Annotated in this window: 13 protein-coding genes and 1 riboswitch; of the genes, 4 read left to right on the top strand and 9 right to left on the bottom strand. The window is 70.9% G+C overall.

Features of this window, described 5'->3' with window-relative positions:
* Positions 1–12: 12 nt before the first annotated feature.
* From ACH54P_RS35495 to ACH54P_RS35480, 4 genes are read right to left on the bottom strand one after another with little or no spacing between them, the layout of a single operon-like run.
* A complete protein-coding gene (locus ACH54P_RS35495; protein WP_489907663.1) occupies positions 13–1,776 on the bottom strand; it encodes an ABC-F family ATP-binding cassette domain-containing protein in 1,764 nt (587 codons plus the stop codon).
* A 4-nt stretch (positions 1,777–1,780) separates the two neighbouring features.
* A complete protein-coding gene (locus ACH54P_RS35490) occupies positions 1,781–2,188 on the bottom strand; it encodes an ASCH domain-containing protein (RefSeq protein ID WP_489907662.1) in 408 nt (135 codons plus the stop codon).
* Positions 2,185–3,147 (bottom strand): 4-(cytidine 5'-diphospho)-2-C-methyl-D-erythritol kinase, encoded by a 963-nt coding sequence (locus tag ACH54P_RS35485; RefSeq protein ID WP_489907661.1) that lies wholly within the window; start codon positions 3,145–3,147, stop codon positions 2,185–2,187. The genes ACH54P_RS35490 and ACH54P_RS35485 overlap by 4 nt, the downstream gene beginning before the upstream one ends.
* 9 nt (positions 3,148–3,156) lie before the next feature.
* A complete protein-coding gene (locus tag ACH54P_RS35480) occupies positions 3,157–3,690 on the bottom strand; it encodes a TetR/AcrR family transcriptional regulator (RefSeq protein ID WP_489907660.1) in 534 nt (177 codons plus the stop codon).
* 113 nt (positions 3,691–3,803) lie between these two features.
* Here ACH54P_RS35480 and ACH54P_RS35475 point away from each other — a divergent pair, with 113 nt between their 5' ends.
* Positions 3,804–5,201, top strand: coding sequence for a DHA2 family efflux MFS transporter permease subunit (locus ACH54P_RS35475; RefSeq protein WP_489907659.1), 1,398 nt, complete (start codon positions 3,804–3,806; stop codon positions 5,199–5,201).
* A gap of 55 nt (positions 5,202–5,256) precedes the next feature.
* On the opposite strand, the gene ACH54P_RS35470 is transcribed toward ACH54P_RS35475, so the two are convergent.
* From ACH54P_RS35470 to metG, 5 genes are all read right to left on the bottom strand, one after another.
* Positions 5,257–6,270, bottom strand: a complete 1,014-nt coding sequence (locus tag ACH54P_RS35470; RefSeq protein ID WP_489907658.1) for a methionine ABC transporter ATP-binding protein — start codon at positions 6,268–6,270, stop codon at positions 5,257–5,259.
* A 207-nt stretch (positions 6,271–6,477) separates the two neighbouring features.
* Positions 6,478–6,568: riboswitch (SAM riboswitch) on the bottom strand.
* 124 nt (positions 6,569–6,692) lie between these two features.
* The gene (gene rsmA, locus ACH54P_RS35465) at positions 6,693–7,532 is read right to left on the bottom strand and encodes a 16S rRNA (adenine(1518)-N(6)/adenine(1519)-N(6))-dimethyltransferase RsmA (RefSeq protein ID WP_489907657.1); all 840 of its coding nucleotides are present in this window, start codon (positions 7,530–7,532) and stop codon (positions 6,693–6,695) included.
* Positions 7,533–7,729: 197 nt separating this feature from the next.
* The gene (locus ACH54P_RS35460; protein ID WP_489907656.1) at positions 7,730–9,154 is read right to left on the bottom strand and encodes a resuscitation-promoting factor; all 1,425 of its coding nucleotides are present in this window, start codon (positions 9,152–9,154) and stop codon (positions 7,730–7,732) included.
* 287 nt (positions 9,155–9,441) lie between these two features.
* The gene (locus tag ACH54P_RS35455) at positions 9,442–10,278 is read right to left on the bottom strand and encodes a TatD family hydrolase (protein ID WP_489907655.1); all 837 of its coding nucleotides are present in this window, start codon (positions 10,276–10,278) and stop codon (positions 9,442–9,444) included.
* Positions 10,279–10,288: 10 nt separating this feature from the next.
* Positions 10,289–12,085, bottom strand: coding sequence for a methionine--tRNA ligase (metG, locus tag ACH54P_RS35450; protein WP_489907654.1), 1,797 nt, complete (start codon positions 12,083–12,085; stop codon positions 10,289–10,291).
* A gap of 52 nt (positions 12,086–12,137) precedes the next feature.
* On the opposite strand from metG, the gene ACH54P_RS35445 reads away from it, so the two are divergent.
* The 3 genes from ACH54P_RS35445 to ACH54P_RS35435 all read left to right on the top strand — a co-directional run bounded on the left by ACH54P_RS35445 (position 12,138) and on the right by ACH54P_RS35435 (position 14,548).
* The gene (locus tag ACH54P_RS35445) at positions 12,138–12,737 is read left to right on the top strand and encodes a PadR family transcriptional regulator (RefSeq protein WP_489907653.1); all 600 of its coding nucleotides are present in this window, start codon (positions 12,138–12,140) and stop codon (positions 12,735–12,737) included.
* A 79-nt stretch (positions 12,738–12,816) separates the two neighbouring features.
* A complete protein-coding gene (locus ACH54P_RS35440; protein ID WP_489907652.1) occupies positions 12,817–13,794 on the top strand; it encodes an ATP-binding cassette domain-containing protein in 978 nt (325 codons plus the stop codon).
* Positions 13,784–14,548, top strand: a complete 765-nt coding sequence (locus ACH54P_RS35435; protein ID WP_489907651.1) for an ABC transporter permease — start codon at positions 13,784–13,786, stop codon at positions 14,546–14,548. The genes ACH54P_RS35440 and ACH54P_RS35435 overlap by 11 nt, the downstream gene beginning before the upstream one ends.
* Positions 14,549–14,593: the final 45 nt, after the last annotated feature.

Below are 14,593 nucleotides of genomic sequence, written 5' to 3'. Positions count from 1 at the left end.
GGGAACCAGGTGTCACTCCAGCAGTTCGGACGTCTCCAGCCAGCGGCCTTCGACGTCCTCGATCTCGCCCTGGACGCCCTTCAGCTCCGCGTTGAGCTCCATCAGCTTCGCCGGGTCGGTCGCCGCCTCCAGGAGGGCCGCGTGGAGCTTCTCCTCCTTCGCGTGCAGCTGGTCGAGCTTGCGCTCGAGGCGCCCGAGGTCCTTCTGGGCCGCGCGGACGTCGGCCGCCGACTTCTTCGCCTCGGTCTTCGCCGCCGAGGGCGCCGGGCCCGAGGTGTCCTGCGCGGCCGCGCGGCGGTTCAGGTACTCCTCGATGCCGCCCGGGAGGTGGGTGATGCGGCCGTCGCCGAAGAGGGCGACGATCGTGTCGCAGACGCGTTCGACCAGGTAGCGGTCGTGTGAGACGACGACCATCGTGCCCGGCCAGCCGTCGAGGAGGTCCTCAAGCTGCTGCAGCGTGTCGATGTCCAGGTCGTTCGTCGGCTCGTCGAGCAGCAGCACGTTCGGTTCGGCCATCAGCAGCCGGCACAGCTGCAGCCGGCGCCGTTCGCCGCCGGAGAGGTCCTCGACCGGCGTCCACTGCCGGGCCGCCGGGAAGCCGAGCTTCTCGCCCAGCTGCGACGCCGTCATCTCCTGCTTGCCGAACACCACGCGGCCGGCCACCTGCTCGATCGCCTGCAGCACGCGCAGGTCACCGGGCAGGTCGTCGAGCTCCTGGCGCAGGTGTGCGAGCGCGACCGTCTTGCCCTCGATCCGGCGTCCGGTCGTGCCTTCGACGTCGCCGCCGAGCAGCTTCAGCAGCGACGTCTTGCCCGAGCCGTTGATGCCGACGAGGCCGATCCGGTCGCCCGGCCCGATGCGCCAGGTGACGTGGTCGAGGAGCGTGCGCTCGCCGACCGTGTACGTCGTGTCTTCCAGCTCCAGCACGGTCTTGCCGAGCCGCCGCTTCGCGAACGCCTGCAGTTCCACGGAGTCGCGCAGGGGCGGGACGTCGGCGATCAGCGCTTCGGCCGCCTCGACGCGGTAGCGCGGCTTCGACGAGCGCGCCTGCGGGCCGCGGCGCAGCCACGCCAGTTCCTTGCGGGCCAGGTTCTGCCGTTTCTCCTCGGCCGTCGCGGCCAGCCGCGCCCGCTCGGCGCGGGCGAAGATCCAGTCGGCGTAACCGCCTTCGTACTGCTCGACGCGGCCGTTCGCGACTTCCCAGGTCAGGGTCGCGACGGTGTCGAGGAACCACCGGTCGTGGGTGACGACCACGACCGCGATGCGGCGCGCGAGCAGGTGGTCGGCGAGCCAGCGGACACCTTCGACGTCCAGGTGGTTGGTGGGCTCGTCGAGGACGACGAGGTCGAGCTCGCCGGTGAGGGCGGCGGCCAGGGAGACCCGGCGCCGCTCGCCGCCGGAGAGGTTCGCGGTGGGCGTGTCGAGCCCGATCGCGGTGATCCCCAAGCCGTCCACAATGGACCGGACGCGGGCGTCGGCGGCCCATTCGTGCTCGGCGCCGTAGCGTTCCAGCACGACGTCGCCGACCGTGCTGCCGTCCGGCAGCTCCGTGCGCTGGGTGACCACCGCCATCCGCAGGTCGCGAACGTGGCTCACCCGCCCGGAATCCGGCTCGGCGAGTCCGGAAAGGACTTCCAGCAGGGTGGTCTTGCCGCCGCCGTTGAGGCCGACGACGCCGATGCGCTGCCCGGCCGCGACGCCGAGCGACACGCCGTCCAGCAGTGGGCGCACGCCGTACGACTTGCTCACCGCCTCGAGATTGACCAGGTTGGCCATCCGTTCAGCCGATCCTTTCCACGATGACGAACCGCGTCGCCACGACCATGGTCGTGTCGTCCACGGTGAATTCCGGATCTTCGAGCGCGGCGCGCATTTCCGCGCTCTGCCAGTACTTCGTGTGGCCGGCACGCCATTCGGCGACGCTCTTGTCGCCCTCGCCCTCGTCGAGCGCGTGCTGCAAGTCCACTTCGGACAGAGGAAGCACGCGGACCTCGGTGGTCTCGAGCACCGCGACCCCGACGCCGGCCGAGTCGATCATCAGCTCGCGCTCGCCGACGACGGGCAGTTCTTCGCCGTCCTTCTCGTATTCGGCGACCAGCCCGGTGGTCGAGGTCTTCTCCCCGCGCAGGATCGCCGCGACGAGCTTGTCGCGCAGCGGGCCGGGGAACGCGAATTCGGCGTGCTTCATGCGTGCACCCGCGGCGGCGTCGGCCGGTTCGCGTCGTCGCCACCGACCACCCGGGCACCGGGGACCGGGCCGTGCGCCACCCGGACCGTCCGGCACACCCCCGCGCCCGACAGCTCGGCGGCGACCTCCACCGCGGACTGCGCGTCCTCGCAGAGGAACGCGCAGGTCGGGCCGGAGCCGGAGACCGTGCCCGCGAGCGCGCCCGCGTTGACGCCGGCGCGCAGGGTGCGGCGCAGTCCCGGGCGCAGCGAAACGGCAGCCGCCTGGAGGTCGTTGCCCAGCAGCAGGGCCAGCTGGCGCGGATCACCCGAGGCCAGCGCCTCGACGACCGGCGTGTGCGAGCCGATCCGCGGCGGGTTGCCCGCCGCGCGCAGGCGGTCGAGCTCGCCGAACACCTTCGGCGTCGACAGCCCTTCGGCGTCGAAGGCCAGCACCCAGTGGAAGGTGTGCCGCGAGAGCACCGGGACGAGCTGCTCGCCGCGCCCGGTGCCCAGCGCGGTGCCGCCGTAGAGCGCGAACGGGACGTCGCTGCCCAGCTCGGCGGCGATCTCGGCCAGCTCGTCGCGGGTGACGTCGAGGTTCCACAGGCTCGCCAGCCCGACCAGCGTCGCGGCCGCGTCGGCGCTGCCGCCCGCCATGCCCCCGGCGACCGGGATGCCCTTGCGCAGCACCACCCGGACCTTCGGCTCGCCGGTGCGGCCGACGTGCGCGGCCAGCGCTTCGACGGCCCGCCAGGCCAGGTTTTCCGGGCCGGTCGGGACCGTGCCCTCGCCTTCGCCGTAGACCTCGATGCCGGGCTCGTCGGTGACCGCGACGGTCACCTCGTCGGTCAGCGACAGCGCCTGGAACACGGTCACCAGCTCGTGGTAACCGTCTTCGCGCAGGTCGTCGACCGAAAGGTGCAGGTTGACCTTGGCCGGGACCCGGACGGTGACTGGGGGCGGAACTACGGCGAGCACCCGACCAGCCTACGTGCCCGCGTTCCGACCAGGAGAAAGGATGTCGAGCCCGACGGCGAGCGCCACCTCCGGCGGGGTGCTCGGCGTGGCTTCGACGCTGTTGAGCTGGACGGCGACCAGGGCGAGCCGGGCGCGCAGGCTCAGTTCGGGGTCGTCGGAGCCGCCGCGGAGCCGGTCGTGCAGCCGGATCACGCGGTCCGCGAGGCCGGCGCCCGCGGCGATGGCCTTCAACGCGGTCGCGTTGCGCTGAACCAGGCCGATCACCGGACCGAACCGGCTTTCCACCAGCCCGGCGTAGGCCGTGAGCAGCTCGGCCGGGCCGGCTTCGCGCTCGAGGAGGTCGTCGAGGGCCGCCCCCCAGTCTTCGAGGAGGCTCGTGACGATGTCCTCCTTCGTGCGGAAGTGGTAGTACAACGCGGCTTTCGTGACGTCGAGCCGCTCGGCGATCTCCCGCAGCGAGCTGCTCTCGTAGCCCTGCTCGGCGAACAGCTCGAGCGCGACCTGCTGGATGCGCTCTCGGGTGTCGGTGCGCCGCCCGGCCATGCCTCACTCCTCAACTTACTTGACGACCGGCTAGCAATGGCTTACCGTTCGGCTCGTTCCCATTACTAGTCGGACGACAAGTAATGCTTCCGCAGCTTACCCCGGGGGTCCCCATGACCACTACCGCACCTCGGCGCGTCGCGAGCCGCTGGCTCGCGCTCGGCGCACTGGGCCTGGCCCAGCTGATGGTCGTGCTCGACACGACCGTCGTGAACATCGCCCTGCCTTCGGCCCAGCGCGAGCTGGGCCTGTCCGACACCGGCCGCCAGTGGACGATCTCCGCGTACACGCTGGCGTTCGGGGGCCTGCTGCTGCTCGGCGGCCGGCTGGCCGACCGGCTCGGCCGCCGCACGACGCTGCTCGTCGGCATCGCCGGGTTCGCCGTGGCGTCGGCGCTGGGCGGCGCGGCCCCGTCACCCGGCTGGCTGATCGCCGCGCGGGCCGCGCAGGGCGTGTTCGCCGCGCTGCTGGCGCCGTCGACGATGTCGCTGCTGACGCTCACCTTCACCGACCCGCGCGAGCGCGGGAAGGCGTTCGGGATCTTCAGCGCGATCATGATGTCCGGCTCCGCGCTCGGCCTCACGCTCGGCGGCGCGCTGACCCAGTTCCTCGACTGGCGCTGGAGCCTCTACATCAACGTGCCGCTCGCCGTGGCCGCCGGGCTGGGCGCCTGGTTCGCCGTCCCGGCCACGACCGGGCACCGGGAGACCAAAGTGGACTGGACCAGCGCGCTGCTCAGCTGCGGCGGGGTCGTCGTGCTGGTGCACGCCCTGTCCGAAGCGGCGGTCGAGGGCTGGAATTCGTTGCCGGTACTGGCTTTTCTCGCGCTTTCGGTGGTTCTGCTCGGCGCGTTCGTGCTCCGGCAGGCGCGGCACCCGCACCCGTTGCTGCCGCTGCCGGTCGTGACCGACCGCGCCCGCGCCGTCGCGTACCTGACGGTCGGTACCGCGTCGTTCGGCGCGTTCGGGATGTTCCTGTTCCTGACCTACCAGCTGCAGGTGGTGATGGGCTACGGCGCGCTCGCCGCGGCGCTGGCGTTCCTGCCGACGCTGGGCGCGAACCTCTTCGCCTCGACGCAGCTGTCCGGACGGCTGCTGGCCCGGTTCGGCCCGCGCCCGCTGCTCGCGGGCGGGTTGGCCGTGCTCGCCGGCGGGTTGCTGCTCGCCACCCGGCTGACGCCGGACGCGTCGTACGTCCCGGTCGTCCTGCCGATGCAGCTGCTGCTCGGCCTCGGCGCCGGCCTGTGCATGCCGGTGGTGCTGAACGTCGCGACCCGGGACGTCGGCGCGCGGGACGCGGGCGCGGCGTCGGCGTTCGTGACGACGTCGCAGCAGGTGGGGGCGTCATTGGGGACGGCGACGCTGAACACGATCGCCACCGCCGCGGCGGCCGGGCTGACCACCTCGACGGCGATCGTCCACGGCTACACGACGGCCGCGGCCTGGGCGGCCGGGATCGTCGGCGCCGCCGCGCTCACGGCGTTGCTGGTCCTGCCCCGCGGTACCCGCTGAAAGCCGTGAAGGCCACCTCGGGGGATTCCCGAGGTGGCCTTCACGGACTTGCTGCTCAGGCGGCGGCGATGCCCTGCGGGCCGCGCGCGGTGTGCGTCACGTGGCCGCCGCGCTCGGCGACCCACGCCAGCGCCGCGTCGGCGCGCTCGCCGCGGACGCCAAGGCGGAACCGGCCGACCGGGGTGTCGCCGATCCGGGTCAGGCCGCCGCCGATGGTGGCGAACTCGACGTCGAAGCGGCCCGCGGCCTCGGGCAGCAGCGCGCCGACCGACGCGAAGCCGACCAGCACGACGTCGACCGAGCGGTCGTAGCGCGCCGCCTGCGAGCGGGACGTCTCGATGGCCGGCAGCAGCGCCCGGGCGGTGCGGCTGGCCGGGTCGGAGATCAGGTCGAGGACCGTGCCGCGCTCGACGACCGTGCCGTCCTCGAGCACCGCGACGTCGTCGCAGACCCGGCGGACCACGCCCGCGTCCGGCGTCGTGAGCACGACGGTGACGCCCAGCTCGGAGCGGGCCCGGTCGAGGACGGTGAGCACCGCGCCGGCCTCCTCCGGGTCGATGCCGGCGGTCGGGTCGTCGGCGAGCAGCACCGCGGGGGCCGCGGCCAGCGCCTTCGCGACCGCGACGCGGCGGAGCTGACCGGCGGACAGCTCGCCGGGGCGCTGCGCGGCGCGCGGCGTCAGGCCGACGAGGTCGAGCAGCGAGCCGACCCGGCTGCGGCGCTGCGGGCCGTCGACGCCGAGCTGCTCGAGCGGGGAAGCGATGTTGCCGGCGATGGTGCGCTCGGCGATCAGCTCCGGCTTCGTCGAGACGACACCCAGCTGGCGGCGGATCTCGCGCAGGCGGCGGCCGTCGAGGGTGCCGGTGTTGAGGCCGTCGAGCCGGACGACCCCGCGGTCGGGCCGCTCCTGCAGCGCGATGCACCGGGCGAGGACGGACTTGCCGGAACCGGCGGGGCCGACCACGCCGAACAGCGAGCCGGCCTGGACGTCGACACTCACGTCGCGCAGCGCGACGACCGGATTTCCGTTGAGGGCAAAGGACTTGGACAGGTTTTCGACGGTGATCACGAAGGCTCCAGAAAACGGGGTGCGCGCGGATGGCGGCACCCGGCCGCAAGCGAATTCCGTCCTTTATGGACGGTGCATGAAGAAGAGGTGGACCGGCTGGCTAGCTCAGTTGGAGCGCCGACATGCGGTCACGGAGCGGCGGCCTTCGTCGACGACGCGACGCCTGGTCAGGAGCAGGGGGCGAGCTACCCTCTTCATCGGAAACGGCCTCCATCGGTCCTGGCGGTAGCACCTGCCCTGTGGAGGGTGGTTGCTGCGACTTCGGCGAGCCAGGTCTCTCAGTCGCTCGGGATGGACGTACTGAGTAAAACCGATCCCGAGGAGCGAAAGCAAGCGTGTTGGCCCAGATCACACGTCTGGAGGTGTCCGAATCGCGGGATCACCCGCGGGGAGGGCGTATTTTCACCGCCTCCACTGTGGAACTAGCGCGTGGCGGCGAGTCTCGCGAAGGCGTGCACGTCGAGCTGCTCGCCGCGGGTCCTGGGGTCGATCCCGGCGGCCGTGAGCAGCTCCCCGGCGCGTTCGGCCGAGCCCGCCCAGCCGGCGAGCGCGGCGCGGAGCGTCTTCCTGCGTTGTGAGAAAGCGGCGTCCACGAGGCCGAACAGCCTGTCCCGGTCTTCGGACGCGGGTACGTCGGCACGTTCGAAGGCGACGAGCGCGGAATCGACGTTCGGCACCGGCCAGAACACCGAGCGTGGCACCGTGGCGACCTTGCGTGCACTGCCGTACCAGGCCAGCTTGACGCTCGGCACGCCGTAGATCCGGCTGCCCGGGCCGGCGGCCATCCGGTCGGCGACCTCGGTCTGCACCATGACCAGGCCGCGCCGCAGCGACGGCAGCTCGGCCAGCAGGTGCAGCACCACCGGCACGGCGACGTTGTACGGGAGGTTGGCGACGAGGGCGGTCGGCTCGGCGGGCAGGTCCTTCGCGGTGACGCGCAGCGCGTCGGCCCCGACGACGGTCAGCCGCCCGGCGGCCTCGGCCCCCCGCTCGGCGACGGTCTTCGGCAGCCGTTCGGCGAGCACGGGGTCGATCTCGACGGCGACGACCCGAGCTTCGGTGGCGAGCAGCCCCAGCGTCAGCGACCCGAGCCCGGGCCCGACCTCGAGGACGACGTCGTCCCGGCCGACCTGGGCCAGTTCGACGATCCGGCGGACGGTGTTGGGATCGTGCACGAAGTTCTGGCCGAGCTTCTTGGTCGGCCGCACGTCGAGCTCGGCCGCCAGCCCGCGGATCTCGGCAGGTCCCAACAGTTCAACCACCGCACGAGCTTACCCAGGGGCATCACCCGTGCTTGGGCAGGCATCACGCGTGATCGAAGGGGCATCACGCGTGATTGGAGGGGCATCGGCGTGATGGCCCTCCAATCACCGGTGATGCCCTTCGGCACCCGCGTGCTGCCTTTTCGCGCACGCGAAAACGGCCCCCGCGGGAGGCGGGGGCCGTTTCGAAAAGCGGGTCAGGCCTTCTTGCCGCAGACCGGCCAGGCGCTGTAGCCGCCGCGGGCGTCGCGGACCTTCTCGGCGATCGCGATCTGCTGCTCACGCGAAGCCTGGTTCGGGAGGTTCGCGTACTGGTCGCCGCCGTAGGCGTCCCAGGTGCGCTTGTCGAACTGGAGGCCGCCGTAGTAGCCGTTGCCGGTGTTGATGGCCCAGTTGCCGCCCGACTCGCACTGCGCGATGCGGTCCCACGCGGAGCCGTCGCCGATGTCCGGGGTCGGGGCCTTCTTGCTGCCGACGTGGACGATCTTCGGCTTCGGCTGGGTGATGACCTCTTCGGAGACGCTCTCCCGGGAGACCTCTTTGCCGTTCTTCTGCGTGACCTTGTAGGTCACCATCTTCTCGCCGGGCGTGCCGGGGTCCTCGACCTCGGTCTTGCCCTTCTCGAGGTCCGGGTCGTCGACGCGCTGCTCGGGCGGGTCGATGGTCTCCTTCTGGACGACCGTCGAGACGCCGGTGCGGCTGATGTGCACCTCGGCGCCGTCGGTCAGCTTGACGTCCAGACCACCCTCGGCGGCGTCCTCCGGGCCCAGGGTGAGCTTGTACTCGCCCAGGAACTCCTTCGTGGTGACCGCGGTGGTGGTGACCTTCTTCGGCTCGTTCGCGCCGTCGTAGAGCGTGATGTGCTTGAGGGTCTTGATCTCGACGGTGGCGCCCTGCAGGGGCAGCTCGCCGTCCTTCGGCATCGACATCCACGTGCCGGACTGCTCGGCCTGGGCCATGCCGAGCTGGCTGAGGGCGTCGCCGAGGTGGGTCGCGCGGACCCAGGAGGTGTGCTCGGCACCGTCGACGATCAGCTTCAGCTGACGGCCGCGCTCGAGCTTGATGACCCCGCCGTCGCCGACCTCGGCCTGCGGGGAGGGCGAGAGCGAGTCGTGCGCACCGACGGACAGGCCCGCGTCCTCGAGCACCTCGCCGACGGTGTCGCCGAAGGAGTGCACGGTCTGCTGCTGGCCGTCGACGTCGACGGTGATGCTCTTGTTCATCGCCAGCGCGGCCGCGCCGCCGCCGGCGACGCTGATCATGACGCTGAGGACGGCGCCCTTGAGGAACCGGCGCTTCCAGACCTTGGTGGTCTGGCGGAGACCCTCGTCCAGAGCCGCACGACGCGCTTCGGGGGAAGCGGTGCGGTCCTCCTCGAGGCCGTCCGGGATGACGATCGGCGGCAGGTACGTCGTCTCGGCGTTGATGAGGCGGATCAGTTCGTCGACGTCGACGTCGATCTCGGCCATCATCGCGTCGGCGTCGGGGCCGAGCGCGGCGAGGATGTCCTGCTGCGTGATGTTCGGGTCGTCGGAGAAGTCGAGCTGGCCGTATGCGGTGTTCTCGAACTCGCGGTCGAGCACGGCCGCGGAGCGCGCTCCAGCCTGTCTGCTACCTGTCACCGGGTCGTTCCCTTTCCCAAGACATCGTTCGGGGCGACGTCTTTACGTCTGGGCCCGCAGCCGGCGCCATCGTCACGGTCCCGGCCGTACCTACCCGGTTCCGCTTCCCCGACGTGCACTGACGTGACTGTGGGCGTAACAGTCGGCAACTGCAGTCTGCAGTACCGACCGGCACGATCACGGGACAGTAACGGGTCCCGCCGGGTTGCGCAAACACCCCCCGGAGTGTCGTGATCTGGGTCACTCCATCAGGTGGGCGATCGAGAAACCCTGTTGTCGCAATGCGTTCAACCCGTTGTGACACTGGGGAGTCGGTAGACCCGTTCGGCGGTGGTCCGGACCGATTCGGCGACTTCGTGGACAGCTTCGCCCCTGAGCGCCGCGAGGTGACGGACGGTGTAGGCGGCGCCGAACGGCTCGTTCGGCCGCCCACGGAACGGGTGGGGGGTCAGGAAGGGTGCGTCGGTCTCGACGAGGTACTGCCCCGGCGGGCAGAGCCGCGCCGCCTCGTGGAGCCCCTTCGCGTTCTTGAACGTCACCGTGCCCGCGAAGGAAAGGACGAATCCCGCATCGACGCACGTGCGGGCCATTTCGGCGTCGCCGGAAAAACAATGGAAGATTACGGCATTCGGCGCACCCTCTTCGGCCAGGATGCGCAGCACGTCGTCGTGGGCCTCGCGGTCGTGGATCATCAACGGCTTGTCCAGCCGCTTCGCCAGGTCGATGTGCCAGCGGAAGGCCTCCTGCTGGGCGTCGTGCGGCGAGTAGTCCCAGTAGTAGTCGAGACCGGTCTCGCCGACCGCGACGACGCGCTCCTGGCCCGCCAGGCGCTCCACTTCGGACTTTTCGGCGTCGCCGAACTCCTTCGTCCGCGTGGGGTGGATCGCGACCGCGGCGAAGACGCGGGCGTCCCAGGTGGCCGCCTCGGCGGCCCAGCGGGCCGAGGCGAGGTCGTCCGCGACCGTGACGACGCGGGCGACGCCGGCGCGCTCGGCGCGGTCGACCACGGCCGTGACATCGGCCGCGGTGACCGCGCCGCACGCGTCGAGATGGGTGTGCGCGTCCACCACCGACACCGGGAGCCGGTCCGGGACCGGCGGCAGCTCGCGCTTCTCGTCACCCATGCATGACCTCTTAGTCCTTCGTGATCGGTGCCCACTCCGGGCCGGTCTCGCCGAGCGCCGGGTCGAGCTTGGTGAACAGCGGCGACGGCTTGACCAGCGGCTTGCCGACCTCGATCGGCTTCGACTCCCACTTGGCCTGCTCGGCCGCGTAGTCGCCGGTGAGGATCGGGTTGACCCGGCCGGCGATGTCGAGGTCGTCGACCTCCTTGAGCTCCGGCTGGGCGGCCCAGACGCCGGTGCCGCCGAGGGCCTCGTGCACCTTCTGCGCCGAGTGCGGCAGGAACGGCGTCAGCAGCGTGTTGGCGTCGGAGACGACCTGCAGCGCGGTGTGCAGCACGGTGTCGCGCCGCGTCGGGTCGTCCTTGAGCTTCCACGGCTCCTGGTCGGAGATGTACTTGTTCGCCGCGGTGACGACCTTCATCGCCTCGCTCGCCGCCAGCTTGAACCGGGACCGGGCCAGGTGCGCGCCCGCCGTGTCGAACGCCTTGCGCGACAGCGCCTTCAGCTCTTCGTCGGCCGCCGTCGGGGCCTCCGGGCGCGGGATCGCGCCGACGTTCTTGTGCGCCATCGAGATGGACCGGTTGACCAGGTTGCCCCACTCGTTGGCCAGCTCGAAGTTGGTCCGGCGGACGAACTCGTCCCAGGTGAAGTCGGTGTCCTGGGTCTCCGGGCCGGCGACCGAGATGAAGTACCGCAGCGTGTCCGGGCCGAAGTCGCGCAGGAAGTCCTCGACGTAGATCACGCGCCCGCGCGAGGTCGAGAACTTCGAGCCGCTCATGGTGAGGAACTCGCTGGAGACGATCTCGTCCGGCAGGTGCAGCTTGCCGTACTTGCCGGGCTCGCCGCCCTTGTCACCCTCGCCGTTGTGGCCGAACAGCAGCGCCGGCCAGATCTGGGCGTGGAAGGTGATGTTGTCCTTGCCCATGAAGTAGTACGACCGGGCGTCGGCGTTGTTCCACCACTCCTGCCACGCGTCCGGGTTGCCGGAGCGCCGCGCCCACTCGACGCTGGCCGAGAAGTACCCGATCACCGCGTCGAACCAGACGTAGAACCGCTTCAGCGGCTGGTCGCGCCAGCCGTCGAGGGGGATCTTGACGCCCCAGTCGAGGTCGCGGGTGATCGGCCGCGGCCGCATGTCGTCGATCAGGTTCTTGGTGAAGTTGAGGACGTTCGGGCGCCAGTCGGTCTTGGTGCCCAGCCAGTCGCCGAGGGTCTTGGTGAACGCCGGCAGGTCGAGGAAGTAGTGCTCGGTCTCGACGAACTTCGGCGTCTCGCCGTTGATCCGCGACTTCGGGTTGATCAGCTCCGCGGCGTCGAGCTGGTTGCCGCAGTTGTCGCACTGGTCGCCGCGCGCGCCGTCGTACCCGCAGATCGGGCAGGTGCCCTCGACGTAGCGGTCGGGCAGCGTGCGGCCGGTGGACGGGCTGATCGCGCCGCGCGTGGTCTTGGGCACGACGTAACCGTTGCGGTGCAGCGCCAGGAAGATCTGCTGCGTCACCTCGGCGTGGTTGCCGGTCGTGGTCCGGGTGAACAGGTCGTAGGAGAGGCCGAGGCCCTGCAGGTCGTTGCCGATCTGGCGGGTGTACTTGTCCGCCGTCTCCTGCGGGGTCGAGTTCTCCTTGTCCGCCTGGACGGTGATCGGGGTGCCGTGTTCGTCGGTGCCGGACACCATGAGCACCCGGTTGCCGGCCATTCGCTGGTAGCGGGAGAAGACGTCGGACGGGACGCCGAATCCGGACACGTGGCCGATGTGGCGGGGGCCGTTGGCGTAGGGCCAGGCCACCGCGGTCAACACAGGGGTGCTCATACCTTATTAGCCTACGGAGGGCGTCACGCGCTTTGACGAGAGGGAGGCCCGGTTGTCGGCGACACGGTTGCTCGTGCTCGGGGTGGTGCGCATGTACGGCCGCGCGCACGGCTACCAGGTGCGTCGCGAGCTGCTGACCTGGTCGGCGGACAAGTGGGCCAACGTCCAGCCCGGGTCGATCTACCACGCGCTCAAGAAGATGACCGCCGAGGGCTTGCTCGACCAGGTCGAGGTCGAGCCGGGCGACGCCGGCCCGGACCGGGTCGCCTACCGGGTCACCGAGGACGGCGACCGGGAGTTCCACCACCTGCTGGGCACGGCCCTGTCCGATCCCGAGGTCGGCCACCCGGAGCTGTCCGCCGCGATCTCGCTGATGACCGCGCTGCCCCGCAAGCGGGTGATCGGCATGCTGAACCAGCGCCTCGTCCACCTCGAAGCCGAGGTGCGGCGGGCGGACTGGCTCATCCAAGAGGGCTCCGAGTGGGGGCAGCCCGCGCACATCTCCGAGCTGTTCGGGCTCTGGGCTCAGATCTCGGCAGCGAGCTTGGAGTGGCTCCGGACCCTGATCGCCCGGCTCGAAGCCGGCGAATACGTGATGGCCGACGACCCGGGCCGCGCTTTCGGGCAGCCGCCGGACGAAGCCACCGAGTAATCAAGTTGACTAGAGCGCCTCCGTCGGGCACAGTGTGCGCCTCAGCTAGTCAAGTTTGACTACTCAGAAAGGGGTTCTCATGATCACGGCACGCGGTCTCGAGCGGCGGTTCCGCCGCAAGGGCCGCACTGGGGGCGAAGTCCACGCCGTCAAGGGCGTCGACCTCGACGTCGAAGCGGGTGAGCTGGTCGGCTTCCTCGGGCCCAACGGCGCCGGGAAGACGACCACGCTGCGCATGCTGACCACGCTGCTGAAGCCGACGGCGGGCACCGCGACCGTCGGCGGCTGCGACCTGCTTTCCGACCCGCTCGGCGTGCGCAAGCGCATCGGCTACGTCGCACAGGGCGGCGGCAGCGCGCCGGAGAGCAAGGTCGCCGACGAGCTGGAGCTGCAGGGGCGGCTCTACCGGATGAGCAAGGCCGACGCGATCGCGCGCGGCGCCGAGCTCGCCGAACAGCTCGACCTGACCGGGCTGGACCAGCGGCTGACCAAGACGCTGTCGGGCGGGCAGCGGCGGCGGCTCGACATCGCGCTCGGGCTGATCCACTCGCCGGGCCTGGTCTTCCTCGACGAGCCCTCGACCGGGCTCGACCCGCAGAGCCGCGCCAACCTGTGGGACCACATCCGCCGGCTGCGCACCGAACAGGGCGTCACGGTCCTCCTCACGACCCACTACCTCGACGAGGCGGACGCGCTGTCGGACCGGCTGATCGTGATCGACGACGGCCGGATCGTCGCCGAAGGGACGCCGGACGCGCTGAAGGCGGGCGTCAACGGCGACCGGGTCGAGGTGGGCGTCGCCCCCGAGCAGGCCGCCGACGCCGCCGAGATCGCCGGACGCCTCGCGGGCGCGCAGGAGCTGTCCGCCGACGGCGGGGAGATCCGGTTCCGCGTACCGCGCGGCGACGTCGCGTTGCCGGAGCTGCTGCGCGCCTTGGACGCGAAGGACATCGCGATGCTGTCGGTCCAGGTCCACCGGCCGACGCTCGACGACGTCTTCCTGACCCTGACCGGGCGTTCGCTGCGGGAAGCGGAGGAGGCCGGCCGTGGTGCGTGACACCTGGCTGATCTTCCGCCGCGACATGACCGCGGCGCTGCGCAACCCGACCTGGGTGCTGATCGGCATCATGCAGCCGCTGCTGTACCTGTTCCTGTTCGGGCCGCTGATGGTGCAGGCCATGCAGGGCCAGGGCCTGACCGAAGTGCAGGGCTGGATGCTGCTGACCCCGGCGCTGATCGCCCAGCTGGCCCTGTTCGGCAGCTCGTTCGTCGGCTTCGGGCTGCTGGCCGAATACCGCTCCGGGGTCGTCGAGCGGTTCCGGGTGACGCCGGTCAGCCGGGTCGCGCTGCTGCTGGGGAAGGTGCTGGCCAACGCGCTGCAGGCCGTGGTGCAGGCGGTGTTGATCATCGTGCTGGCCGCGCTGGTGTTCCCCCTCGACGCACCCGTCGGCGGCGTGCTCCTGTGCCTGGTGATCGTGTTCCTGCTGGCGGTGTCGCTGGCGTCGTGCTCCTACGCGCTGGCGTTGACGCTGAAGAGCGAGGAGACGTTCCCCGCCCTGCTCAACGCGGTGCTCATCCCGCTGCTGTTGCTCTCCGGGATCCTGCTGCCGATCACCGCCGGGAAGGCACCGGACTGGCTCTACACGGTCTCGCGGATCAACCCGTTCCGGCACGTCGTCGACGTCGAGCGGAACAGCTTCGGCGGCGACTTCACGATGGATGCCCTGTTCACGGGCGGTGTCGTGGTGCTGGCGATGGCGGTGTTGTCCCTGTGGTGGGGAACACGGACCTTCCAGAAGGAAAACGCCTGATCAACCAGCGTGTGTCACTGCAGGTCCGCCCTCGGCGACGTATGG

The organism is Amycolatopsis sp. N2S4-7, from assembly GCF_058119595.1.
This window is presented reverse-complemented; position numbering and strand designations above follow the sequence as displayed.

Coding starts and splice junctions, on each gene's coding strand:
- ACH54P_RS35495 (WP_489907663.1), bottom strand. CDS start 1,776: ATGGCCAACCTGGTCAATCTCGAGGCGGTGAGCAAGTCGTACGGCGTG.
- ACH54P_RS35490 (WP_489907662.1), bottom strand. CDS start 2,188: ATGAAGCACGCCGAATTCGCGTTCCCCGGCCCGCTGCGCGACAAGCTC.
- ACH54P_RS35480 (WP_489907660.1), bottom strand. CDS start 3,690: ATGGCCGGGCGGCGCACCGACACCCGAGAGCGCATCCAGCAGGTCGCG.
- ACH54P_RS35475 (WP_489907659.1), top strand. CDS start 3,804: ATGACCACTACCGCACCTCGGCGCGTCGCGAGCCGCTGGCTCGCGCTC.
- ACH54P_RS35455 (WP_489907655.1), bottom strand. CDS start 10,278: ATGGGTGACGAGAAGCGCGAGCTGCCGCCGGTCCCGGACCGGCTCCCG.
- metG (WP_489907654.1), bottom strand. CDS start 12,085: ATGAGCACCCCTGTGTTGACCGCGGTGGCCTGGCCCTACGCCAACGGC.
- ACH54P_RS35440 (WP_489907652.1), top strand. CDS start 12,817: ATGATCACGGCACGCGGTCTCGAGCGGCGGTTCCGCCGCAAGGGCCGC.